This window comes from Nitrosospira sp. CT, from assembly GCF_059489795.1.
Genome location: NZ_JCAHZJ010000003.1, coordinates 1 through 22,907 on the forward strand (window position 1 = coordinate 1; position 22,907 = coordinate 22,907).

Sequence of the window (22,907 nt, forward strand, 5' to 3'; positions counted from 1 at the left end):
CGCCATGTTCGCCCAGAATCTTTGCCAGTTCCTTTTCCGGCAATCCGGCGCGCGGCATGACCAGGATGCGACCCTTCGCCCAGCCAAGCGGCTTTTTCACTCCAGGCCCCCTGCCCTCCGGAGGCTCTGCACTGGAAATGACCGGGGCCAGTCCCAGGAAAACTGCCAGTATCGCCACTCCGAAGCGGCGGCGGGATGAGGCAACACCTGCGAGTATGGTTGATGTGAGCATCTCGGCAGGCCGATCTGATAAGCCGGCCTGCTCTTGCCTCTTGTCGGTGTTCACGTTCGACTCCTTTCTGATTGTGAAAAATCAAGTTTCAAAAAGCAGCAATAAATCTGTAGGCCGTTATGTTTATAACGCGCCTCTGCGCCTTCCCATAGAAATCTGGAAATAGGCAAGTCAATACCCATGCAATCCGGAATGGCTGATGAGATGCAGCGGCCTGATCCGAAGCTGGAGGTCTGGGAGTCCTGCGGAATATCGGTCGAGCTAGCGGCTCGCGCCGGAGTCTGCGACGGGATGGTTAGATGTCCAGAGAATTAGCTGAAGAAATTCTCTGTGGTGTCATGCACAAATCGAGTTGCCGGAAAATAAACTGAATTGGTTCCTGCAGAACACCGCTCTCTCAAATATTCTTCTGTTGTTTCCAGCCCCTGCCTTTTCCAATAAATGATCAGCTTGAGCCAGTTTAAAGCATTTTCTATGCCACCCCTGCTCTTTTAGCCAAAACAGATACTTGAGGGGAAGCGGGTCCATGTGACCGTCGCCTTCCAGCGACGCGGAAATGATCGATAGAGGATAAATTCCTGAGAATAAGGGGATATGAATGTCGTTGAAGAACGACGAGACTATAGCGGATGAGGTGCGCGCGTAAGGAATATCTTTGGGGCAAGGATTATCTGCTGGCGTAACTGCTACCGCCTATTGGTTACAGGCTGGTCACGGGCTCGCCGAAAAACCCATAACTGGTCCGGCCGCAATCGGCGCTACTCTGTAGTGGCACGAACGAATGTTCCCGTCACGGTCACTATTCCCGGTTCGGGCAAAGCTTCAATCCGGCCCTTTTCAAAACGCACACGCTGCAACTGCATTGCTACGGTCCACTTCAGCCAATCCGCGAATGACACGGCCGTAAACGTTATCTCAACCTGATCATCCCCCAGCGCATCGATGCCATTCAAAGCATGGGAAAGCCCCAGGACATCTGCCTGGGTTTGCGCGAGTGCATGCAAATCGCCGGATGATGGGGGCATGAATGGGGTAACCTTTATACGCTCGTACCCGGCCGCCTGTTGCTCGAACTCTTCCGCCTGAATGCGCAGTTGCGGAAGGCTCGAGCGCAACCGGGTACGTGCCCTGTCCGCGGCGCTGACCAGCCACAGATAAAGTACTGCACTCGAAATCATCCCCAATATTATGATAATCCGCCGCTCCCGGGGAGAGCGTGATTCCCATGCTTTCCGCAGCCGTTCCCTCACGGGGTCCTCACCACGAGCACAATAACTCCGCCTCCCGCATCTGCCGGCGCCGGATTGATATCGACACTCAGATCGTTTTCCCGCAATTGGGCAGCAATACGGTTCGCGAGCCCTTCCTCAGCGGCCAGCTCAAGCGTTATTCTCCCGCTATCATAGGAAACCGCACGCAGACTGCCAGGAGCCAATTCGTTCAATCCCGGCTCCACTGTTTTGATCATGGGCAAAAAATCGGCGGTATCAGGCACCCCTGCCGCATGCCGCGCCTCGGCGAGCTTTCGGCGCATCTGTAGCGCAGGGTCCACTACCGCGAGCGCAGCCGGAAATATGGTGCGAAACCGGGTTTCCATTTGCTGATGCAAGGTACGCTCTTCATTGGCAAGCAAGGCCCAGTCAGCGGCAACGGCCAGGGAATGGATCACCAACGCTGCCGTGCCGATCCAGACTGCTGGCCGCAGACGTGAAAAAAGCCCACTGAAAAGAGGCCAGCGTTTGCGTTCCTGCAGCAGGCTGATACTGGATTGCGGTGCTCTGCGCCAATCCCAGGTCCCCGCAATGTATACAGGAATACCGAGCACGCGTTGCCACGCTTCGATATCTGGCGCTGCCGCAGAGTTCTTCATGGTCCCACCGGCACTCCCCTCAAATGTCATTGTGCCTTCAGGCTCAATTGTATAGAGCGCGATGGATGCCGGTCTCGCTCCATGCCTTTCCGCATCTTCCAGCATGAGATGCAATGACAGCGGGGGAGATACGTCGTCTCCGCAATCTGTTGCTCCCCCTTCAAACTCGCCGGTGCGCACAAAACCTTCCTGGCCATCCCAGGTGAAACTCCATTCTCTCGGCGTCCATGGCAATAACAGTGTTTCACAGTAAATTTCATCCACCGGGATAGCAGCCGCCTGAAGCGTATCGAGACACTGTGTCAATCCTTTTTTATCCACAGCCGCGAGTATGCCTTCGTCTCCAGCGAAACCGATCCAGCTCACCTGATTAGCGTCAGGCTCACGCAGCATCTCTTCTTCAACCGCAAAAGCCAGTACTGATCCAGTCTGCCGCCTGGCAGCATCGGGTAAGCGAGCCCGTGTGAGCAAAACCTGGGCAGCTGGAATGATCAACTGGACGGAACTCGCATTTTTCGGCAGGGCAGCTATCTGCCCTTCCCCTGGCAAGGGCACCCCATCATCGCCAATCCATATCCACTGGCAACTCAATGGTTCCTCCAGAAGAGGACACCGGATTCTTAGCAGACTCATGAATATTTACGCCAGACAATAGCCGGCCACCCCCCCTCATCACGGTTAAGGAGAACCACTCCCTCGGCCTGCGCTTCGCCGATGGCTACGCTAAGTGTCGCGAGAAAATAATTGCTACTGGTTCCAATATCGCTTTCCTCTACCCCAGCGCCCTGGGGAAGACGGTTCAGAAAATCGGCTTGATCGCGAAAATGGGCGCGCGCGCGCTGGAGAGTCAATGTGCGGGCATTTCCAATTCCCAGCCCCTCAACAATGGCCGCAAGCACTTCGGGTGGCGCGGTATTGACATTGACAGTGGTAAAACTCGGCAGGGCCGTCACGAACGGGCGCAAGCGGGCGCGTATATCCCTGTTGAAACCGCGAATACGGGCCAGTTCCGCTACATCGGTCAGGGGTCTGTTGGCAGTAAGGTAAGAGGGATTCAGCACGCTGTAATATTCATCCTCGGCGCCATGCTGCGGACGCGGTTCGCTGTCAACGTCTATCCAGTCAGCCAACGCATCGGCAAGCGTATCCGGCAAATCGAGCAAGGCCAGCAAGCGCTTGAAGTGAGCAAGCTGTGCCGCACTGATTTTTCCATCGGGAGCGAGGTTGTTCAGATTGAACAAGCCCTGCTGATCGTGGATGTGGCCCGTGAGTTCACCGTTTTCAATGGGCATCGCCGGAATTTGCAATGCCCAGGGTTCGCCCAGGTGATCGACGCTGCCCATCCGGCTGTCATCGCTCAGCACGGCTCGAACCCAGTCCACCCCTGCCTTGACCATCGTCTGCGCCTGAACGTAATCATGCGCAAGCTGGCTTTGCCGTGACCAGATACCCTGAGAGGTAATGATAGCTGTTGCGGTTATCGACGCGAGGGCAACGACACCCATGGCAAGCATGACTGCTACCCCACGTTGTCCTGTTCTCATGGTTTCACTGGAAAATGCGTTCTATTTCCTCTCCCGAGGCTAGCGCAATGCGCAGGCGCACGGCCTGAGGAATGGAAGAAATCGTAGACACCGGCGTGTCAGGCGCTCCACTTGGCCAAGCATTCACCCATGCACGATTTGCAGTAAGATAGTGCAACTCCATTTTCACCACCCCCGCCAATACCGGATAACGCATGGCCACTGTCCGGGGACCGATATCAAGACCCGGCCACAACCAAAGCTCGATTTCCCGTTTATCATTCAGCTGGTAGGCGGTCCGCCGTGCAGTATCCGTTTCTTCGATGGAGCCCAGACGGCTGAATTCCATGTAGGGCAACAAGCCCCCATCGGGCGCCGCTTTTATCACTCCACGCCAGGCCGGCAAGACGCCGGAGGCGGTTCGAATCGGGCGCGGTATCGCAAGTTGCACATCACGTTCAAATCTTGTAAGGAATAAATTTATGCGGCGCCATTTTTCAGTTTCCCGCTTGACATACTCTTGCGCCTCGAGTATCGCCCCAAGTCCACGATAAGACATCACTGCCAGCAAAGACAGAACAGTCAGCGCAACCAGGAGTTCAATCAGGGTAAATCCCCGAAAACTGGTTTCACGCATGGATTTGATGGAAAAGGATTATGAAACCTTCTTCGTCAAGGACATGAACGCAAGAAGTCATAGGAAAGTGAACAGCAATCTTCCACTCCTGCGAACTGCCATCGCGCTGTCTCCCGACAAGCTTGCTCACGGATTCCCCGGGATTGCCGGTTGCGCTAGATATCCTGTCAGATGCGCAAGCCGGTGCGATTCTCCGGCAGGCGCAAATACCGAAATATTCACCCGCCGGAATGAGGGATTTGTAGTTTCCATAATATCTGCCTGCCACGTGAAATCCATATTTCCTTGCTTTGCTGTTCCACGATATGTGCCAGGCGGCGACCATGTGCCGCGAGCACGCTGCTCTGTCAGCAGATTTTCCGCGACCCATCCTGCCAGCAGGCGCGAGCGCAATTCACCGACATTGATTGTGCCCTGCCCTGCGGCACGCGCTGCGGCCATGAGCGCAAACGCAATGATTGCCAATGCGACCAGAACCTCAACCAGCGTGAATCCACGACCTCTACCGCAGCTGCCGGGATATGATTTCATCATTCACTCTTCCCTCTCCCGGCAATACTTGCACATCGCCGACCGGAGATCCTGTGACCGTATAGCGTTCCGTCCCAAAAGATATCTTTATGGCATAAGCCGGCATCGAACCGTGAGGATTGAACTCCAGTCGCATAAAATCTGCTGGCGACATTTCGATCAGCATGCCCGCGATCTTCATGCCCTGCGGAAACGTTCGTTCCCGGAAGAGATCATTGTTACGAATTTCCGACCAACCGGCGCCCCGTTGATTCCGTAAGAACCGATAGCTCGAGCCATCTGTTGTCCAGGCGAGAGATCTTCCTGACATACGCGCCTCGGTCCCCGCCAGATCAAGGAGTTGCGCCAGTCGTTCCGCCTCGACACGAAGAAGAGCGCGTTCGTCCGGCCGCACTATGCTGCTGATGAGTCCCGCAAAAAGCCCGATGATCACCAGTGCGACAAGCACTTCGATGAGCGTGAATCCGCCCCCGGCTCTTATCTCAGCCACGAATCCTGTTGGCCTTACAGGTTCCAGGAGCCGACATCCGCATCGTTACCGTCTCCCCCGCGGGCGCCATCTGCCCCGAAACTGAAAACGTCGATTTCGCCGTGAACACCAGGGTTCAGGTATTGATAAGGATTGCCCCAGGGATCCTTCGGAAGACGCTCGATATATCCTCCGGCTTTCCAGTTGGGTGGAATCGGCGGATCGGTCGGCTTCGTTATCAGCGCCTGCAATCCCTGTTCGGTCTTGGGATAGCGATGGTTATCGAGACGGTACAGCTTGAGCATCTGCATCAGGCTCGCGACATCCTGTTTTGCTGCGATGATACGCGCTTCGTCAGGACGGCTGATGATCTTCGGCACCACCATTACAGCGAGAATTCCTAGAATCACGACCACCACCATGACCTCGAGCAAAGTAAAGCCGCTCTGCCTTCCGCGCCGTCCATACTCTGGGGCGATCAAATGGCCTGGAGCTTGTTGTCTTTCAGAGAGTAGATTGGAACCAGATTTCTCCATCATTTTTACGTAAATACCCATCAAAAAACGGACAAAATGGAACGAAGATTACCCAAGAAATTGTTCATTGTCGATTCCGGTTTTGCACCATGACACGCGCCTCCCGATCTGCCTCATAATCCACATCTCGGTACAGCACAACATGGCCTCACCGGGAAAAATTTTCAGTCGCACCGGAAGTAACGTCAACAATAATCTCAAAAAAAACATATCACTTATTCGTCAAACAGGAACAAATTAATGCTTATTTTGCAAGTTTAGATTTTTAGGAAAACCGAAAAACAAATGGCAAACGGAAATAACGTTTGCAGTTGCATCAAGCATGAAAGTTTTCATGCAAGACAGTTTTCATTATCAAACGCTGGGTTCCAAAGGGGAATAAACTATCATGCCTAAATCATCATTAAAGAATTTCTGTATCTACAGATATATTTCTATCGCCGCCATGACCGCGCTCCTCAATTCGGGGGCCAGCCTCGCTAGTGGAAACGAAGTCAATTTCTCGCTCACGGATAACCCCGCCCGCTGGTTTGATACCGGTGCAACGATTGCCGGAACGCGGTCACTGGCAGTGGCAAAACCGGGTGTCCGGGTAAATTTTTCAGGGAATTCAAACACAGTTCATACCAGAACCAGCGTAATTTATCCAACCGGTGCTGCGGGTATGCCATTTAACACCTCCGCAAGAAAAGGAGGAGACAGCGTTACCTTGAAAACTCCCGGTTTGTATGTCTTTACCTGCAGTATCCATCCCTACATGCTAGGCGCCGTCATTGTCGATGACCCGAATACGAGCGGGCTGGATTTGGGAAGCTCTATCAGCTTGATCAACGGTATCACGGTTCCGAGCAGCAGTGACCTCGCTACGCGTCTGCTGCACACCTTCTTTGTCGCGACTAACCCGGCAAACTGGCAGAACTATGCCTCCAGTACGCCTTGGCACATCACCTATCCGAACGTGGATGTCCGGGTGGATACAGGCGTAGTGAATCTACCTGCCGTGCTCAATGACCGTTATGGGAATGATCGTATCCTGGAACCTCTCCAGAATCCGGTCATGCCGGCAGTGGGCGAAGTATGGGTGGCAACACAGTTCGAAACCACTTCCGGCAAATCAAAACCAGGTACGGTTACCGCTGTAAGCGGCGCAACGTGGCAGGTAACCCGAAAGGTCGCATTACCCTCGATCAACATGAATAATGCGCACAACATGTGGACCGATCGAAATCAGAGTGTCATTTACGCGACGCAATGGTTCGACAGTAAATTGACCGTCTACGATCGGCAAACAGGAGCATTGATTCGCAATATATCAGTAGGTGAAGCACCGGCCCACGTGATGACCCGGACAGACACCGACCAGCTTCATGTCACCAACAATGGTGATACACGGACAGACTCGGTCATGGAACTTGCGCCACTTGCGACCGGCGTGGAGCGGCGTATAGATATCGGACGGGGAAATGCTCATGCGCACTGGATGAGCCATGATGGAAAAAAAATGGTTACACCGAATGTCTTCACCGGAGATACCACCCAGTATAGCTTCGGCTCCAACAGCATCGAGTCTATCCTGCCCGCGAGCACTCCCTTTGGTCACCCGTTGGCCACGGGAATGATGCCGGATGCCAGCAAGTATTATGTGGCTAACATGCTGGACAACACGATGACGGTGATCAACATGAACACTCATGCTGTTATCAAGACCATCAATCTGATTACCAACTATAACCCGGTCACCGGGGCAATTACCGGTCCTGTAGGCGCTCTGCCGATTCAAACCCCTGTCTCTCCAGATGGAAAAAGCATGGTTACCGCCAATATGCTGACCGGGACCATCACAGTGATCGATACCCGTCCCGGCGTACCAACTTCAGACACGGTTGTTGCGATGCTTCCATGTGATCCCGGTTGCCATGGCGTGCAATATGGTGCCAAGCAGGGAGGGGGATATTATGCCTATGTTGCGAGCAAATTTTCGAATAGACTACTCGTCGTCGATCCCGATCCGAATGGAGATGGTAATCCGTCGGATGCTGTGATTGCCGGAAAAGTGGGCCTTTTCGCGTCTGCGGGGACCCAGCGGGATGCCACCATTACCGGGAATGCGGGGATGGGAGGTCAAGGCGTCCTCCCAGTTCCGATCGTCTACAACGGCTGGGTTCAGAATTTACCCGACATATGGAAAAGCCAGTTGACGACTGCTCAACAAAACCCGGCGCAATAGCGGTTCGTAAGATTACCTGGGGTAGAAAACTGCGGATAATGGAAAGCGGTGAGATGGCTTGGCTGTCTCACCGATTCTCTGTATCTCCTCCTGCTCCACATTCTAAAATAGTTGCCCAGGGGAAAATTGGGCTGTATCGCTTCGACGGTACTGTCTTGATGGCCACCCCGACAGTCATGGTCACATCATCCATTCCTTGCCGCGCATAGGCGGCATCCTGTTATCTCCGGACAGCCGAGACAAACCGCTCAATAGATTCCACCTCCTGGCTGAGACGAGACCAACACACCGGTTTCAGCCGAAAGGTCATACCTGGTTGTGCCATTTCCCGGACTCACCCACCGGTCGAGATGGAATGATCCCGATCCCGAGAGTCTGTCTATCATGACATTGCGGAAAGTCAGGGGCTGCCCGCTTTGACAGACGGTTGGGGCAATTGTGGGCCTTAGAAAATATGCCGAGCCGACACCCAGGCGGATTGCAATGCCATTGTCAATCGCCACCGCGGTTTCGACATCCAGACCAATGCCTCGGGCGGATTCAACGCTCACCCATTGGTCCTGGATGGTGCGCGCGAGAAAGGTGAGAAGGCGTCCCATCCGGTCGCGCGTGTCGAGATGCGCATCGGCAATTACTCCATTCAGGCCCGGCGCAGTCAGAAATTCTCGATCGAGAGTCATGCGACGGTTATAAGGATCGGCCAGCGCATCGTCAGAGTACACCGTGCCATTCAACGCCACGAAGTCAAACTGACCGAGAACTGCAAGTCCCGCGCTGGTGCCGCCGATAGGCGCATTGCGGCCAATCAGTTCATTAATCGCCGTTTCGAGCGCAGTTCCTTTCCAGAGATTAATGTAATCACTCTGGTCGCCGCCCGCGATAAACAAGATTTCCGCTTTTTTGATCCGATCAAGCACGAACGGATCGCTGGCCGCCTCACGCGTCTTTATGACCAGTGTCTCAATGGAATCTATACCGCCCATGTCGTAGACATACTGGTTGTAGCCGTCGGATCCCCGGACGCGGATCACCACGAAGTCGCCGCCTCCCGCCTTCTGGATCATCCACTTGAATGCAGCGTCCACGTCGGGACCTCCGCCCATCAGGAGAGTTGACGGCGACCGTGGCCTTTGCGGCAGGACAGCATCAACCGCGTTGCCCGTAAGGTAATATTCATAGCCTTTGGGCTTGGGCTCTGCCAAAACCCCAAAGGCCGCGCAAACCGCAGCAGCGGCCAGGGCAAGGTGTGCAAGAAGCCGCGGAAAGGACCTATTCCCACCCTCTTCGATGTCCATATGCATTAATCTCCTTTTAAGAGAAGGATGGCGCCAAACAGAGCCAATCCCTTACTTATTACTTATTTTGATTGAATGATCCCTTGGCGTCGAAATGCTTTCAAGCGAAAAGAAGATGAAAACAAGGTTTAATCCTATTCTGGAAAGATTCCATAAAAGAGTATAAACATGTTCAGGTTAGCCACGAAGCAAAGTGGAATATACTCGCGCAACTTCGCCAGGCCTCAATACGCTTGAACAAGGTACAATTGCGGCTCATGAGCTATTCACCGAAATCTGACCGATAGAAAGTGATATCACCGAATCTCACTGAGTATGCAGCAATCTCCACCATGAACTATCGTTTTTTTCAGGAACTCGTTATAAGAGTCCATTCCCTGATCGAAACTCTCCGATTTTTACTTCAGCCGTATTGAAAAGCTAAGCATTAAAGAATGCCGGAAATCTCGATCGGCCGGTCGAATCGTGCGCAAACAGTCCTTGTATATTTGATCATCCTCGCTGCACTCGCGCTGCTTGGAGGGGTACTGTTGTACTGGACACGCCTTTGGTTCATCCCCCACCCTCCGCCCCACCTCGAGTCAGGCACGCATGCGAACATGGAAGTGGCCGAAGATGTATCGACTGTTGGCGATCTGTTCGGTATTGCACAACGGGAACAGCCATCCATTGCTGTTCCTGCCGGACCTGAGATCAGGCTGTTCGGGGTTATCGCCGCTTCCGGGAGTGGGCGGGGATACGCGATCCTGCAAGCGGATGGAAAAGAGACGCTTGCGGTGCCCGAAGGTGAAGACGTCGCTCCCGGCCTCCGGTTGGCTGAGGTTCATACCGAATATATTGTCCTGGAACGTGAGGGAATGCGAGAAACACTTGCATTGCAACGTCAGAATCCACCTGCAGGCCCTGCTCTTCCGGTGGAGACAGACCTGCGTGACGAACTTCAGGCGCCAGTCATAACTGAATGATGCCGTCATCTCATGGGCTACAGAGGTAAAATCATGCGGCATCGCTCGCTATGTGCAGTTTTTTTATGGATGGCGGTGGCGGGTTGGGCCACTGAGGCCTGGTCCGTAAATCCCTCTGCCACCCTGGCAGTCGAGGAAATTGACCTCCCCTCGAGAGCCGTGCCGGAAGCGGATTCCCTGCGCGCCGGCAAACCTAGGTCTTCTCCCGCTCAGGATCTCGTTACACTCAACTTCGTCAACGCCGATATTGAAGGCGTGGTGAAAGCGGTCAGCGAAATTACCCGGAAAAATTTCATGCTCGATCCGCGCGTCAAGGGTACGATCAACATCGTTTCAGCCAGGCCAGTGCCGAGATCGTCGGTCTACGAAGTATTCCTGTCGGCATTGCGATTGCATGGATATGCAGTTGTTGAGGATTATGGCATCATCAGGATCGTTCCGGAAAGTGATGCCAAGCTATACCGGAGCCCGACACTTGGCCCCACGAACCAGCGGCAGCCCGCAGGTGACCGTATCCAGACGCAGGTATTTACGCTGCAGTATGAATCCGCGGTGCAGATGGTGCCGATTCTGCGTCCGCTGATCGCTCCAAACAACAGTATCACTGCAAACCCCAACAGTAACACGCTGGTTATTACAGATTACGCGAGCAATCTCCAACGCCTGGCAAAAATAATTGATTCGATGGATCAACCCAGTGGAACCGATCCCGTCTCGATACCTCTTCAGCACGCCTCGGCGATCGATGTCGCGCAAACCGTGAACCGGCTGTTTTCGGAATCGGCGCAGTCCCAGACCGAGAGTGTCGCAGACCCCACCCAGCAGCGTTTCACAGTCGTCGCCGATGCTCGCTCGAATACCCTCCTTGCACGCTCCGGAAACCGGGCAGCGCTTGCGCGTCTGCGCCAACTGGTAACAGTGCTCGATTCTCCGACCAGCGCGGCCGGCAACATGCATGTCGTTTTTCTCAAGAATGCCGATGCAGTCAGGCTTGCCGAAACCCTCAGGGCGATCTATCACAACATGGGATCCCCGGTTTCCTCATCTTCAGGGCTGAGTCAGGCAACCGGCACGGCTTTTGGAACGTCTTCCCTTGGTACGTCCACCAGCGGTGGGATGGGTGCCTCATCAGGTACCTCAATAGGCGGTTCGATGGGCACTTCCATGCCGGGCTCCAGCCTCGGCGCAGGGGCTGTTCCCGCTGCTTCCGTCACCCCAGCTCCGATGCAAACTGCCGCGACTTCCGCCCCCGGCATCATTCAGGCGGATGCAGCCACCAACTCGATCATTATTACTGCCCCGGATGCTATTTATAATAATTTGCGTGCGGTAATAGAGAAGCTCGACGTGCGCCGCGTGCAGGTTTATATCGAAGCACTGATTGCCGAAATCACTGCCGACAGAGCCGCGGAATTCGGCATTCAATGGCAGAATCTGAGCAATGCCGCACAAGGCGGCACCCAGGTTTTTGGTGGCACCAATTTCAATGCGGGCACTGCCGGGGGCGGCAGTATCATCTCCACCGCCCAGAATCCGATAGCGAATGCAGCGTCCGGTCTGACTATCGGCATCATGAATGGCCTTGTCACGGCTATTCCCGGCATCGGCCCTGTTCTCAACATTCATACTCTCATCCGGGCACTGGAAACGGATGCCAATGCCAATATTCTTTCCACCCCTACCCTGCTGACACTGAATAACGAAGAAGCCAGAATCGTGATCGGGCAGAACGTTCCGATTCCCACCGGCCAATTCATTCCGCCAGTGGGCGGCGCCGTTACCTCTCCGTTTCAGACTGTTTCACGCCATGATGTGGGATTATCATTGAAGATCAAGCCCCTTATCTCGGAAGGCAATACAGTGCGTGTGCAGATTTTTCAGGAAGTCTCGAGCGTCGTTCCCGGCACGGTCAATGCCACCAACGGTTTGATTACCAACAAGCGCTCGATAGAATCGACAGTGCTCGTGGACGACGGGCAGATTCTCGTGCTCGGCGGCCTGATGCAGGATACGGTAAATGACTCGGTTGAAAGAATTCCACTGATCGGAGCGATTCCGCTGGTCGGACAATTGTTCAGTTACAACAAGCGGTCACGCAACAAAACCAATCTAATGGTATTTCTGCGGCCGACACTGATGCGATCGGGCGAAGCTGCCGATCCGCTTTCTGATGCACAGTACGATCGGGTGCTGAGCGAACAGAAAAAAGCCACGCCCGGGTTCAATCTTGTCCTTCCGGATATGGAATCGCCTACTTTGCCACCGCGTCAACCGCCGCCTGTCATCCTTGATGACAGCGTCACTCCCGATAGTCCGGATAGTCCGGATATCTCCAATGCTCAAGGCAACTGGGATACCGGGGGAGTGATGGATAATACACCCTGAAACCCGGGCTGCGATAATGTCGTCTGACAGGATTCCTTATGTCTTTGTCAAGAAAAATGGAGTGGCCGTGACGAGCGTCACCAGCGATTGTGCAGAGGTGGTGGTCCGCGGCGAAGTCCAGGCCGGGGCACTGGCAGAATTGCGTCGCGTTCTGGGCGTGCCCCTGCGGGCACGACGCATCGATACCGATGAGTTCAATGAGGTCGTTTCGGCGTTGTATAACGGCGCAAATGAAGGTGCCGCCGCGCTCGCAGATGATCTCGCACAGGATATAGACCTCTCGAGGTTATTGCAGGAGCTGCCGAAGGTCGAGGACCTGCTCGAGAGCCAGGATGATGCGCCGGTCATCCGGCTGATCAATGCGCTCTTTACACAGGCGTTACGCAACGCGGCCTCCGATATCCATATTGAACCTTATGAAACACGCTCGGTTGTGCGGTTGCGAGTGGACGGCACATTACGCGACCTGATCGAACCGGCGCGCGCATTACATGCCGCCCTCATCTCACGCATCAAGATCATGGCGCAGCTCGACATTGCGGAAAAACGCCTTCCTCAGGACGGCCGGATTACACTCAGGATGGCGGGCAGGCCAGTCGACGTACGCGTATCCACCATCCCCACCGCCCACGGCGAACGCGCCGTACTGCGTTTGCTCGACAAGCAGGCTGGCCGCCTGGATCTCCCCAGGCTTGGCATGGATGAAATGACGTTGACTCGCATGGACAGGCTTATTCGCGAGCCCCATGGCATTATCCTCGTAACCGGTCCCACCGGGTCGGGTAAAACAACCACGCTTTACGCCGCTCTGTCGAGGCTGGATTCCGCGTCGCTCAACATCATGACGGTTGAGAACCCCATCGAGTACGATCTCGACGGCATCAGTCAGACCCAGGTCAACCCGCGAATCGAAATGACGTTTGCGCGAGCCTTGCGGACAATCCTGCGCCAGGATCCGGATGTCATCATGATCGGAGAGATTCGCGACCTCGAAACCGCGCAGATCGCGGTACAAGCCAGTCTTACGGGCCATCTGGTATTTGCGACTCTGCATACCAATGATGCGATAAGCGCCGTGACCCGGCTTGTCGACATGGGAATCGAGCCGTTTCTGCTGGCATCGAGTCTCATCGGTGTAGGCGCGCAGCGTCTGGTGCGGCGGCTCTGCCTGGAATGTCGCCAGCCCTGGGACGAGGCCATGGGAAAATCCCCTTCCCTAGGCTCTTTTTCGGCTTCTGGAATTTTATACAAAGCACAGGGTTGTGCTGCATGCAATCACTCCGGCTATCAGGGACGTACCGGGATTTATGAATTGCTCGCGGTTGACAACGATCTGCGCCGGCGAGTTCATGATCGCGCTTCCGAACAAGACCTGCGAGAGTATATGGTTTCCGCTGGAATGCGCTCGTTACGTGACGACGGCATGCGCCTCGCTACCCAGGGCATTACCAGCCTGGAGGAAATCGTGCGTGTGACACGCGAATAGCAGTTCCATATGGAAGCTTACCGCTACGAAGCGCTTGACCCCGAAGGCCGCACAGTAACGGGTGTGCTGCAGGCTGATACCGCGCGCCAGGCACGGGCGCAGTTGCGCGCGCAGGGCTTGCTGCCTTCGGCCGTCGATCAGGTTCGCGCTCGCGAGCGCGGCCAGACGTACTGGGTCCGAGGCCTACGCCCGGAGGAGCTGAGTCTGCTGACACGACAGATGGCTACCTTGCTGACCGCCGGCCTGACAGTCGAGCAGTCGCTTGCTGCACTGATCGAGTCCGCCGAGGAGCCGATGACACGCGAAGTGCTCGGCGGTGTCAAGACAGAGGTGATTGCTGGACTCCCCCTCTCTGCCGCGCTGGGCAGCTACAGCAGGAGTTTTCCTGATTTCTATCGGGCGCTGGTACATGGCGGGGAAGAATCGGGCACATTGCCGCTGGTACTGCGACATCTTGCCGAGTATCTGGACGCACGCCAGACACTAAAACAGAAAACCAGTCTTGCGCTCCTTTACCCGGCACTGGTGACCATCATTGCCATTATCATTGTTGCCGGCCTGCTCATGTATGTGGTTCCCCAGGTAGTGCAGGTATTTCAGCATTCTCGCCAGAGCCTGCCCCTCCTGACTCGAGCATTGATCGGATTGAGCGATTTCCTTCTCATGTCATGGCCTTATCTGATCATCGCCATTGTCGGCGGGGGACTTTCCGCACGCGTCGCGCTGCGGCGGGATAACGTCCGATACCGATGGCACGCTCTGCTGCTGCGCACCGCATGGCTGGGATCGTTGATTCGCAGCAGCAACACATCCCGTTTCGCCAGCACGCTTTCCATTCTGATCGGAGGAGGTGTACCGCTTCTTAAAGCGCTCAGTTCCGGTGCACGCGTGATGAGCAACATGGTCATGCGTAAAGCGATCGAAAATACCATCGAACAGGTCCGCGAAGGCGCGAGCCTCTCCAGAGCGCTGCGCGAAACCCGCGTGTTTCCGCCACTGCTCGTGCATCTGGTCGCAAGCGGGGAAATGAGCGGCAAGCTGAAAGAAATGCTCGAACGCGCTGCCCAGCTCGAAGCCCAGGCGCTGGAGCGGCGACTGGGCGTCTTCTTAACGCTGCTGGAACCGATAATGATTCTGGTAATGGGGGGTGTCGTGCTGATGATCGTTCTTGCCATACTGCTCCCCATCATGGAAATCAATCAGCTGGTACATTAGCGATGAGACAACCTGAAAAACAATACCTTTATTCGACGACGGGTGTAGAAAAGAGGCTGATACTACAGAACCAATAGAAGGAAATCCGCCCGTCTGGCTCAATCCAAGGGTGACGACGTTCCTGAAAGTGCTGATTCCTTACTATCTCTATTGAGTCAAACCCCTTGCGAGATCGGCCTTTATGTCTTTTACCGCCTCAAGTCCCACTGCAATGCGCAGTAAGCCCTCGGTAATGCCGGCTGCATCCCGGTTTTCCTGGCTGATCCGCCCATGAGTGGTGGTGGCAGGATGGGTAAGGGTGCTCTTGGCATCCCCCAGGTTGGCGGTGATGGAAATCATGCGAACGGAATCCACCACCCTCCATGCCGCTTCTCTTCCATTCTTCAATTCGAATGAAACGATTCCACCTCCGGTTTTCTGCTGGCGGCTGGCAAGCTCGTACTGCGGATGCGATGGCAAGCCTGGATAATGGACTTTGGCTACGCCAGGTTGCGCTTCCAGCCAGCGCGCGATTTCCAGTGCATTTTCGGAATGCCTTTCCATCCGAAGGTTCAGGGTTTCCATTCCCTTCAGGATTACCCAGGCATTGAATGGACTCAGGCTCGGCCCGGCCGTGCGGAGAAAACCGAATATTCCCCCGTCCATCACGAGATCACGCTTGCCCAGCACCGCGCCACCCAACACCCGGCCCTGACCCTCAAGATATTTGGTCGCAGAGTGAATCACGAGGTCTGCTCCCAATTCCAGCGGACGTTGCAGAGCGGGAGAGCAGAAGCAATTGTCTACGGCGAGCCATGCACCTGCTTTTTTTGCTACAGCAGCCAGTGCGGCAATGTCGGAAATCTCGGTCAACGGATTGGAGGGCGTTTCCATGAACAGCAGCCTGGTGCTCGGTCTTACCGCTGCTTCCCAGGCAGAAACGTCCGTAGCGGAAACAAACGTCGTTTCGATGTTGAAGCGCTTGAGGATATTGTTGAACAAGCTGACAGTCGCACCGAACAGGCTGCGGGAAGCCACGATATGGTCCCCCGCGCGGAGGAGCCCCATGGTGCAGGCTAGAATAGCTGACATGCCGGAGGAGGTGGCGACACAGGCTTCCGCCCCCTCCAGGGCGGCCAGCCTTTCCTGAAAAGCGGTAACCGTGGGGTTGGTAAAGCGTGAATAGATATTACCCGGTTCCGCGTCGGAAAAGCGTGCTGCGGCCTGCGCTGCACTATCGAAGACAAAACTCGAAGTAAGGAATAAAGCTTCCGAGTGTTCATTGAATTGGCTGCGATGTATGCCCGTATGCAGCGCCAGTGTTTCCAGCTCGAAATCGTCAGACATGCCAGATATCTCCCTCAAATTCCCCAAATAAAAAACCCGTTCAGCGTTCGCCAAAAACGGGTTTTCCCGCTTTAGCTGAATTTATACTGCGCCCGCAAGCTGAAGATCAAATCGGCGCCTACTGTGAAGGTACGCTCGGTACCTGCTTTTGTCAAACCTTCATTAATTCGCCGTCACTAGGTTCAGGTCGAGTTGCGTGCTGGAACGTCTCTCCGTGAGAGGAGGACTACCACTGCGTTGCGCCTCCAGAACGGCCAGGTATTCCGGCGTTACATCCCCGGTAATATAGCGCCCGTCGAAACACGAGGTCTCATACTGAGAGATCAATGGATTGACGCGGCGTACATCTTTAATGAGAGAATCGAGCTCCTGATACACCAGATGATCGGCGCCAATTTCCCGGCATATTTCCTCGTCATCCCGCCCCGTGGCAATGAGTTCGTGACGCGTAGGCATATCGATGCCATAAACGTTGGGAAACCGCACGGGGGGTGCAGCAGAAGCAAAAAACACCTTGTTCGCGCCGGCTTCCTTCGCCATCTGGACGATTTCACGGCTGGTGGTGCCGCGTACGATCGAATCATCGACCAGCAACACATTTTTTCCGCGAAACTCCACGCCCATGGCATTGAGCTTCTGGCGGACCGACTTGCGGCGCAGTTGCTGGCCAGGCATGATAAAAGTTCGACCGATGTAGCGGTTTTTTACGAAACCTTCACGAAAACTTATGCCCAGGCGGTTGGCAAGCTGCAAAGCACTGGGGCGACTGGAATCAGGAATCGGAATGACCACATCGATATCGAGATGACTCATCGTGGCTTTGACTTTATCGGCTAGACTCTCTCCCATGTTGAGCCGGGTTTCATAGACTGAAATTCCGTCTATGACTGAATCCGGCCGGGCGAGATAGACATACTCGAAGATGCAGGGATTGTGCGAGGGGTTGGGCGCGCACTGCTTATTGTAAAAATTGCCGCTGTCATCAATAAAAATTGCTTCGCCCGGCTCAACATCCCTCACCAGCTTGAATCCCAGGGTATCGAGCGCCACACTCTCGGACGCTACCAGATACTCCGTCCTATGCTCGGTTTCCGCGCACCCGAACACAAGGGGGCGAATACCATAAGGATCGCGGAACGCGAGCAATCCGTAACCTGCAATCATTGCTATGACGGCGTAGGCGCCTTTGCAACGCTCGTGCACGCCGGATACGGCGGCAAAAATAGCGGCGGGATCGAGCTGGTGGTTCTTCGTGCTCCTCTGCAACTCGTGCGCCAGCACATTAAGGAGCACTTCCGAATCCGAATTGGTGTTGACGTGCCGCAAATCCTCGCGAAACAACTCATCGTTGAGTTGTGCGGAATTGGTCAGATTGCCGTTATGCCCGAGTACGATTCCGAATGGCGAGTTGACATAAAACGGCTGTGCCTCTGCAGGAGACTCGGCGGAACCAGCAGTGGGATAACGCACCTGGCCGATCCCCATGTTCCCGAGCAAGGCGCGCATATTCCGCGTGCGAAACACGTCGCGTACCAGGCCGCTGTTCTTGTGCATGTGGAAGGTATTCCCCTGGGCGGTAACAATTCCGGCCGCATCCTGCCCGCGATGCTGCAGCACCAGCAACCCGTCGTAGAGTAGCTGGTTTACGGGAGCATGCGAAACTAAACCCAGAATTCCACACATGGACGCACTCCGCAAAAATGACTTAGATCGACGCTATACGAAAAGTTGCACGAGTTCATCAAGTGGAATCCGGCGCATTCGGTTTATTGCGCTATTGCTTGCGCTTCAGTTCCGCATAGTGGATACGCCTGGACAAATCCTGCGGCAACCACGGCAGCACCACCATTGCTGCAGCCTCCAGGTGCTTGCTCAGTACCGCTTTTCGCCAGAAGGGCTCCTGCGGCAGAGCGGTAAGACCTGCTGCCAGCACGATTACCAGCACCACTACCAACCCGCGGATAAAACCGAACAGGGAGCCGAAAAATCTATCGGTGAAACCCAATCCTACCGTCTGGATCAAAGCTGAAATCAGCATGGTCAAGAGACCCATCGCCACCAGGGTTGTCAGGAATAATGCAATGAAAGCCAGCAGGATACGCAGTGATTCTCCGTCGATAGTTGAAGGCACCATGGGCGCGAATCCTGCGGCCAAAGAATTCGCCACCATGAATGCGACTATCCAGCTGACCAGGGACAATATTTCTCGCACAACGCCGCGCGATACACTGAGCAGGATTGACACAATCAGTATTGCCAGGACAGCGTAATCGAAGCCAGTCAGATCAGCAGTAAACATGGCAGAATGCGAGGTAGCCTTGTGTACAGGGTTTCATGATCCTCACCTACTTTTCTGTAACCACACCTTCGAATCCCAGGTTCTTCAGTTTTTCCCGTGTTTTCTCAGCCTCCTCGCGTGTCGCGAAAGGACCGACGCGCACGCGGGTTACTTCTTCCTTGCCGGATTTCACGATTTCAGTATAGGCGGAGAAATTCTGTGAAGCGACCTTTTCCGATTGCCGGGCCGCTTTTGTTGGCGTAGAAAAAGCGCCTAACTGCACTACAAATGATGCTTCCCGCGAAGCAGCCGGCGCGGCGTTTTTACTGGCCGTTTCCGCTCGGGAAGTGGCGGGCGCAGTGTTTGTAGCCGCCCTTTCATTCCGCGGGGCAGCAGGCAGGGCGTTTTTACTGGCTGTTTCCACTCGAGAAGCAGCGGGAGCAGTGCTTGTAGCCGCCGTTTCATTCCGCGGAGCAGCAGGCGCAGGGCTTGCACTGGTCTTTTCATTGATGGAGACAAGCGTCTCACGAGGAGGTACAGCCGTTATATTCTTACCGGATGCCGCACTTGCCTGCTCCGGCCCCTCAGCCTGAGGCATGGAGGAAGCGGTTGCGAGAGGCGTATTTGCCGGGGAAACAGATTCGGCGGCAAGCTCTTCCACTGAATCCTCAGACGGGATGTGTATGTCGATTTCATGACCGCGCCGGTCAGGCTTGCTGTCAAGGATCATCGGCAATACCACCACTGCCGCGGTTGCCAGGACGATTGCGCCGACCAGACGTCGTCTGGCGCGCTTTCTTAGCTGAATCTCTTCTTCGCTGAGGGTCTTTGCCATTAAATATCGGGAAGTCTACCTGCGCTCAACCATATTCTTTAACACTTCAGCCACGGTATGGAATGAGCCGAAAACACAAATTCTATCATTTCTGGCTGCCTGCTCACAGGCGTAGGCATATGCCTCGGATGGATTGCGGAACTTGCGGATGGTATGCACGGCGACTTCACTTGCGTCCCCCGCGCCCGACTCAGCGATTTGCAGCGCCTGGGCAACCTGCGCGGCGACTTCATCCACTGTCGCGCCTCTTGGAGCGTCAATGCCCGATACCAGCCAGACATCCACTCTGGACCTCACCTCCCGCACCACGCCGGCGATATCCTTATCCCGGAGCATTGCGAATACCGCATACGTTCGAGGATAACGCTCCATGCTATCAAGGCTGGCAGCAAACGCTCGCGCTGCACCTGGATTATGGGCAACATCAAGCACCGTGACCGGCCGCCCAGGCAACACCTGAAACCGTCCTGGCCAAACCACCTCCAGCAATCCATGGCGAATATCGCTCAGGGTGACCGGGAAGGTATCTTTCAGGGAATCCAGCGCGGCGAGGCATGCACTGGCGTTTTTCAACTGACAGGCACCGCGCAGGGTTGGGTAAGGGAGTGCGTGTCTGCTCTCGCCGTTCCACCAGTAGCTCCAGGACTGTGGAGCGGTTGAATAACCGAAGTGCTCCCCGATATGCGTGAGGTTGGCGCCGATTGATTGCGCATGACGGCGCACGCTTACAGGCAAATCCGGCTCGGAACAGATCGCCGCCTTCCCCGACCTGAAAATTCCGGCCTTTTCGAATCCGATCTGTTCACGCGTGTTGCCCAGATAATCCATATGATCGAAATCCACACTGGTAAGGACCGCGCAATCGGTATCAAATACATTGACCGCATCCAGTCGCCCACCTAGTCCCACCTCCAGAATTGCGATTTCCACTTCGGCCTGACTGAACAAGTACATGGACGCCAGCGTGCCAACCTCGAAATAAGTCAGGGACACGCCGCTATTCATCCGCGCCGACTCGACAGCACGGAAAGCTTCGCACAATTCATCGTCGCCTGCTTCCCCCTGGTTGATCCGCACGCGTTCGTTATATCGCAGCAAGTGGGGCGAGGTATAGCATCCGACGCGATATCCGGCATGACTCAGAATGGCTTCCAGCATCATGCATGTCGAGCCCTTCCCGTTGGTACCCGCAACGGAAATGATGGAAAATGAAGGCTCGAGCCCCAGTTCCGCCTGGACGCACCGTATCCGCTCCAGGCCCATCTCGATAGTTGTGGGATGCATGCGTTCCAGGTAGCCCAGCCACTCTGGCAACGTTGCAGAAGCAAAGGAGAAAGTGCTCATGCCTGCGATGGCACGGTAAGTGTGATTATGCGTCGAGCGAAAATGCTCAGGGTGCGGGGGAGGAAGTGCGCATCAGCAACGTAGACAAGTTGGCGACCTTGTCTCGCATGCGCCGGCGATCGACGATCATGTCTATCGCTCCATGCTCCAGCAGGAACTCGGAGCGCTGAAATCCCTCCGGCAGCGTCTGCCGCACCGTCTGCTCGATCACCCTCGGTCCCGCAAAACCGATCAGGGCGCCCGGCTCAGCAATTACTACATCGCCAATGAAAGCAAAACTGGCAGATACACCGCCCATGGTAGGGTCCGTCAGGACCGAAATAAACGGAAGCCCTTCACGGCTCAGCCGGGTCAGTACGGCAGTGGTTTTGGCCATCTGCATGAGCGACAGCAGGCCTTCCTGCATGCGCGCACCGCCACTCGCCGCAAAGCATACAAAGGCCAGACGCCGGTCGACACACGTTTGCACACCGCGTATGAAGCGTTCGCCGACGACGGATCCCATCGACCCCCCCATGAAACCGAATTCGAATGCTGCGGCAACGACGGGAACCGCCTTGACGCTGCCTTGCATCACCACGAGGGCGTCATCTTCGTTAGTCTCTCTTTTCGCCTCCGTCAACCTGTCGGAGTAACGCTTGCTATCCTTGAATTTAAGGGGATCGAGCGCATGGACTTCCGCCCCGATTTCGCGCCGATTCTCCGGATCCAGAAACAGGTCGAGCCGCACGCGTGCGGAGATCCGGTTGTGATGACCGCACTTGGGGCAGACGTTGAGATTGTTCCCCAGATCGGAATAGTAAAGCACTGCCTCGCAGGAGGCGCACTTGCTCCACAGTCCCTCAGGCACCGCTTTCTTTTCACCGCTTTCCTTGCGCTTGATCTTGGGCGGGAGAAGTTTCTGAAACCAGCTCATAAGTGTGTAAGTTTAACGGCGGCTGATGATGCAGGACTTGCCGCATCTATTGCAATTCGCAGACTTTTTACCAGACGATGGACATTTGTTAGCACCTCCGCCTTGGGCGATCTTTCAATTTCTTCGATGATGCGGCTTCCCACCACCACTGCATCGGCAAGCTCCGCCACTGCCCGGGCGGTTGCGCCGTCACGTATGCCAAAGCCCACTCCGATGGGAATGGAAATGTGGGAACGCAGTCTGTCGAGTTTCTCCGCCACATCACGCAGGTCGAGGTGAAGCGAACCGGTAACGCCTTTCAGCGAAACGTAGTACACATATCCTTCCGCGAGGGATGCCACCCGCTCGACGCGTTGCTGTGGCGTAGTCGGAGAAAGCAGGAAAATGGGAGCGATATTCTGACATTTCAGGCATTCCACCCATTCCACCGATTCCTCTGGAGGATAATCCACAATCAGCACGCCATCTACGCCGCACGCTTTTGCTCTTGCCGTGAATGCATCATAGCCCATCGCTTCGACCGGATTGGCGTAACCCATCAGCACAACCGGCGTACTGGAATCACTTTCCCTGAATTCTCCCACCATTGCCAGCACATCCTGCAATGAAACGCGATGCTTCAGCGCACGCTCGGAAGAACGCTGAATCGTCGGTCCATCCGCCATCGGATCGGAAAATGGAACGCCCAGCTCGATGATGTCGGCGCCAGCCTGCACCAGTTCATGCATCAGTGTGACCATCATTCCGGGTTCGGGATCGCCAGCAGTGATAAAAGGAATGAGTGCCTTTCTCCGATTCTGGCGCAGCTTGCCAAACAGTGTGGAAATACGGGACATG

20 protein-coding genes and 1 pseudogene are annotated in these 22,907 nt (G+C 55.2%); 5 read left to right on the forward strand and 16 right to left on the reverse strand.

Annotated features, from left to right (window positions below):
• From AC52W5_RS00310 to gspG, 8 genes and pseudogenes are all read right to left on the reverse strand, one after another.
• Window positions 1–286 (reverse strand): annotated as a pseudogene (locus tag AC52W5_RS00310) (S8 family serine peptidase); the annotation flags it as partial.
• Window positions 287–990: 704 nt separating this feature from the next.
• Complete coding sequence (locus AC52W5_RS00315) at window positions 991–1,482, reverse strand: type II secretion system protein M (RefSeq protein WP_495669526.1); 492 nt, start codon at window positions 1,480–1,482, stop codon at window positions 991–993.
• Window positions 1,479–2,735 carry a type II secretion system protein GspL gene (gene gspL / locus AC52W5_RS00320; protein ID WP_495669527.1) on the reverse strand — a complete coding sequence of 419 codons (1,257 nt, stop codon included), beginning with the start codon at window positions 2,733–2,735 and terminating at the stop codon, window positions 1,479–1,481. Before gspL ends, AC52W5_RS00315 begins: the two co-directional genes overlap by 4 nt.
• Complete coding sequence (gene gspK / locus AC52W5_RS00325; protein WP_495669528.1) at window positions 2,732–3,646, reverse strand: type II secretion system minor pseudopilin GspK; 915 nt, start codon at window positions 3,644–3,646, stop codon at window positions 2,732–2,734. Before gspK ends, gspL begins: the two co-directional genes overlap by 4 nt.
• A 4-nt stretch (window positions 3,647–3,650) precedes the next feature.
• Window positions 3,651–4,262: a type II secretion system minor pseudopilin GspJ gene (gene gspJ, locus AC52W5_RS00330; RefSeq protein WP_495669529.1), complete on the reverse strand. Its 612-nt coding sequence runs from the start codon at window positions 4,260–4,262 to the stop codon at window positions 3,651–3,653.
• A 126-nt stretch (window positions 4,263–4,388) separates the two neighbouring features.
• A complete protein-coding gene (gene gspI / locus AC52W5_RS00335; RefSeq protein ID WP_495669530.1) occupies window positions 4,389–4,796 on the reverse strand; it encodes a type II secretion system minor pseudopilin GspI in 408 nt (135 codons plus the stop codon).
• Entirely contained in the window at window positions 4,765–5,283 is a 519-nt protein-coding gene (locus AC52W5_RS00340) for a GspH/FimT family pseudopilin (RefSeq protein ID WP_495669531.1), read from the reverse strand. The genes gspI and AC52W5_RS00340 overlap by 32 nt, the downstream gene beginning before the upstream one ends.
• Before the next feature lie 14 nt (window positions 5,284–5,297).
• Window positions 5,298–5,744 (reverse strand): type II secretion system major pseudopilin GspG, encoded by a 447-nt coding sequence (gspG, locus tag AC52W5_RS00345; protein WP_495669532.1) that lies wholly within the window; start codon window positions 5,742–5,744, stop codon window positions 5,298–5,300.
• A 442-nt stretch (window positions 5,745–6,186) separates the two neighbouring features.
• On the opposite strand from gspG, the gene AC52W5_RS00350 reads away from it, so the two are divergent.
• A complete protein-coding gene (locus AC52W5_RS00350) occupies window positions 6,187–8,025 on the forward strand; it encodes a copper oxidase (RefSeq protein WP_495669533.1) in 1,839 nt (612 codons plus the stop codon).
• Window positions 8,026–8,273: 248 nt separating this feature from the next.
• On the opposite strand, the gene AC52W5_RS00355 is transcribed toward AC52W5_RS00350, so the two are convergent.
• Window positions 8,274–9,320, reverse strand: coding sequence for a cyanophycinase (locus AC52W5_RS00355; protein WP_495669534.1), 1,047 nt, complete (start codon window positions 9,318–9,320; stop codon window positions 8,274–8,276).
• Window positions 9,321–9,754: 434 nt separating this feature from the next.
• Between AC52W5_RS00355 and AC52W5_RS00360 the strand changes: the two genes are divergently transcribed.
• Genes AC52W5_RS00360 through gspF form a run of 4 tightly spaced genes read left to right on the forward strand, consistent with a single transcriptional unit; the run spans window position 9,755 to window position 15,371 of the window.
• Entirely contained in the window at window positions 9,755–10,285 is a 531-nt protein-coding gene (locus AC52W5_RS00360; protein WP_495669535.1) for a type II secretion system protein N, read from the forward strand.
• Between the two features lie 33 nt (window positions 10,286–10,318).
• A complete protein-coding gene (gene gspD / locus AC52W5_RS00365; RefSeq protein ID WP_495669536.1) occupies window positions 10,319–12,670 on the forward strand; it encodes a type II secretion system secretin GspD in 2,352 nt (783 codons plus the stop codon).
• 16 nt (window positions 12,671–12,686) lie between these two features.
• Window positions 12,687–14,156: a type II secretion system ATPase GspE gene (gspE, locus tag AC52W5_RS00370; RefSeq protein WP_495669537.1), complete on the forward strand. Its 1,470-nt coding sequence runs from the start codon at window positions 12,687–12,689 to the stop codon at window positions 14,154–14,156.
• A gap of 9 nt (window positions 14,157–14,165) precedes the next feature.
• Window positions 14,166–15,371, forward strand: a complete 1,206-nt coding sequence (gspF, locus tag AC52W5_RS00375) for a type II secretion system inner membrane protein GspF (protein ID WP_495669538.1) — start codon at window positions 14,166–14,168, stop codon at window positions 15,369–15,371.
• A gap of 147 nt (window positions 15,372–15,518) precedes the next feature.
• On the opposite strand, the gene AC52W5_RS00380 is transcribed toward gspF, so the two are convergent.
• The 7 genes from AC52W5_RS00380 to trpA all read right to left on the reverse strand — a co-directional run bounded on the left by AC52W5_RS00380 (window position 15,519) and on the right by trpA (window position 22,906).
• Complete coding sequence (locus AC52W5_RS00380; RefSeq protein WP_495669539.1) at window positions 15,519–16,697, reverse strand: O-succinylhomoserine sulfhydrylase; 1,179 nt, start codon at window positions 16,695–16,697, stop codon at window positions 15,519–15,521.
• Between the two features lie 162 nt (window positions 16,698–16,859).
• Complete coding sequence (gene purF / locus AC52W5_RS00385; protein ID WP_495669540.1) at window positions 16,860–18,380, reverse strand: amidophosphoribosyltransferase; 1,521 nt, start codon at window positions 18,378–18,380, stop codon at window positions 16,860–16,862.
• 91 nt (window positions 18,381–18,471) lie between these two features.
• Complete coding sequence (locus AC52W5_RS00390) at window positions 18,472–18,996, reverse strand: CvpA family protein (protein ID WP_495669541.1); 525 nt, start codon at window positions 18,994–18,996, stop codon at window positions 18,472–18,474.
• Window positions 18,997–19,042: 46 nt separating this feature from the next.
• Window positions 19,043–19,810, reverse strand: coding sequence for an SPOR domain-containing protein (locus AC52W5_RS00395; protein ID WP_495669542.1), 768 nt, complete (start codon window positions 19,808–19,810; stop codon window positions 19,043–19,045).
• 15 nt (window positions 19,811–19,825) lie between these two features.
• The gene (gene folC / locus AC52W5_RS00400) at window positions 19,826–21,154 is read right to left on the reverse strand and encodes a bifunctional tetrahydrofolate synthase/dihydrofolate synthase (RefSeq protein WP_495669543.1); all 1,329 of its coding nucleotides are present in this window, start codon (window positions 21,152–21,154) and stop codon (window positions 19,826–19,828) included.
• A 46-nt stretch (window positions 21,155–21,200) separates the two neighbouring features.
• On the reverse strand, window positions 21,201–22,070 hold the full coding sequence (gene accD, locus AC52W5_RS00405) for an acetyl-CoA carboxylase, carboxyltransferase subunit beta (protein ID WP_495669544.1): 870 nt from the start codon (window positions 22,068–22,070) through the stop codon (window positions 21,201–21,203).
• Window positions 22,067–22,906 carry a tryptophan synthase subunit alpha gene (gene trpA / locus AC52W5_RS00410; RefSeq protein WP_495669545.1) on the reverse strand — a complete coding sequence of 280 codons (840 nt, stop codon included), beginning with the start codon at window positions 22,904–22,906 and terminating at the stop codon, window positions 22,067–22,069. Before trpA ends, accD begins: the two co-directional genes overlap by 4 nt.
• Window position 22,907: the final 1 nt, after the last annotated feature.

What these genes read in the sequence shown, in the direction of transcription:
- gspL (WP_495669527.1), bottom strand. Translation starts at nt 2,735, where the DNA reads ATGAGTCTGCTAAGAATCCGGTGTCCTCTTCTGGAGGAACCATTGAGT.
- gspK (WP_495669528.1), bottom strand. Translation starts at nt 3,646, where the DNA reads ATGAGAACAGGACAACGTGGGGTAGCAGTCATGCTTGCCATGGGTGTC.
- gspJ (WP_495669529.1), bottom strand. Translation starts at nt 4,262, where the DNA reads ATGCGTGAAACCAGTTTTCGGGGATTTACCCTGATTGAACTCCTGGTT.
- gspI (WP_495669530.1), bottom strand. Translation starts at nt 4,796, where the DNA reads ATGATGAAATCATATCCCGGCAGCTGCGGTAGAGGTCGTGGATTCACG.
- AC52W5_RS00350 (WP_495669533.1), top strand. Translation starts at nt 6,187, where the DNA reads ATGCCTAAATCATCATTAAAGAATTTCTGTATCTACAGATATATTTCT.
- AC52W5_RS00355 (WP_495669534.1), bottom strand. Translation starts at nt 9,320, where the DNA reads ATGGACATCGAAGAGGGTGGGAATAGGTCCTTTCCGCGGCTTCTTGCA.
- AC52W5_RS00360 (WP_495669535.1), top strand. Translation starts at nt 9,755, where the DNA reads ATGCCGGAAATCTCGATCGGCCGGTCGAATCGTGCGCAAACAGTCCTT.
- gspD (WP_495669536.1), top strand. Translation starts at nt 10,319, where the DNA reads ATGCGGCATCGCTCGCTATGTGCAGTTTTTTTATGGATGGCGGTGGCG.
- gspE (WP_495669537.1), top strand. Translation starts at nt 12,687, where the DNA reads ATGTCGTCTGACAGGATTCCTTATGTCTTTGTCAAGAAAAATGGAGTG.
- gspF (WP_495669538.1), top strand. Translation starts at nt 14,166, where the DNA reads ATGGAAGCTTACCGCTACGAAGCGCTTGACCCCGAAGGCCGCACAGTA.
- AC52W5_RS00380 (WP_495669539.1), bottom strand. Translation starts at nt 16,697, where the DNA reads ATGTCTGACGATTTCGAGCTGGAAACACTGGCGCTGCATACGGGCATA.
- purF (WP_495669540.1), bottom strand. Translation starts at nt 18,380, where the DNA reads ATGTGTGGAATTCTGGGTTTAGTTTCGCATGCTCCCGTAAACCAGCTA.
- AC52W5_RS00390 (WP_495669541.1), bottom strand. Translation starts at nt 18,996, where the DNA reads ATGTTTACTGCTGATCTGACTGGCTTCGATTACGCTGTCCTGGCAATA.
- AC52W5_RS00395 (WP_495669542.1), bottom strand. Translation starts at nt 19,810, where the DNA reads ATGGCAAAGACCCTCAGCGAAGAAGAGATTCAGCTAAGAAAGCGCGCC.
- folC (WP_495669543.1), bottom strand. Translation starts at nt 21,154, where the DNA reads ATGAGCACTTTCTCCTTTGCTTCTGCAACGTTGCCAGAGTGGCTGGGC.
- accD (WP_495669544.1), bottom strand. Translation starts at nt 22,070, where the DNA reads ATGAGCTGGTTTCAGAAACTTCTCCCGCCCAAGATCAAGCGCAAGGAA.
- trpA (WP_495669545.1), bottom strand. Translation starts at nt 22,906, where the DNA reads ATGTCCCGTATTTCCACACTGTTTGGCAAGCTGCGCCAGAATCGGAGA.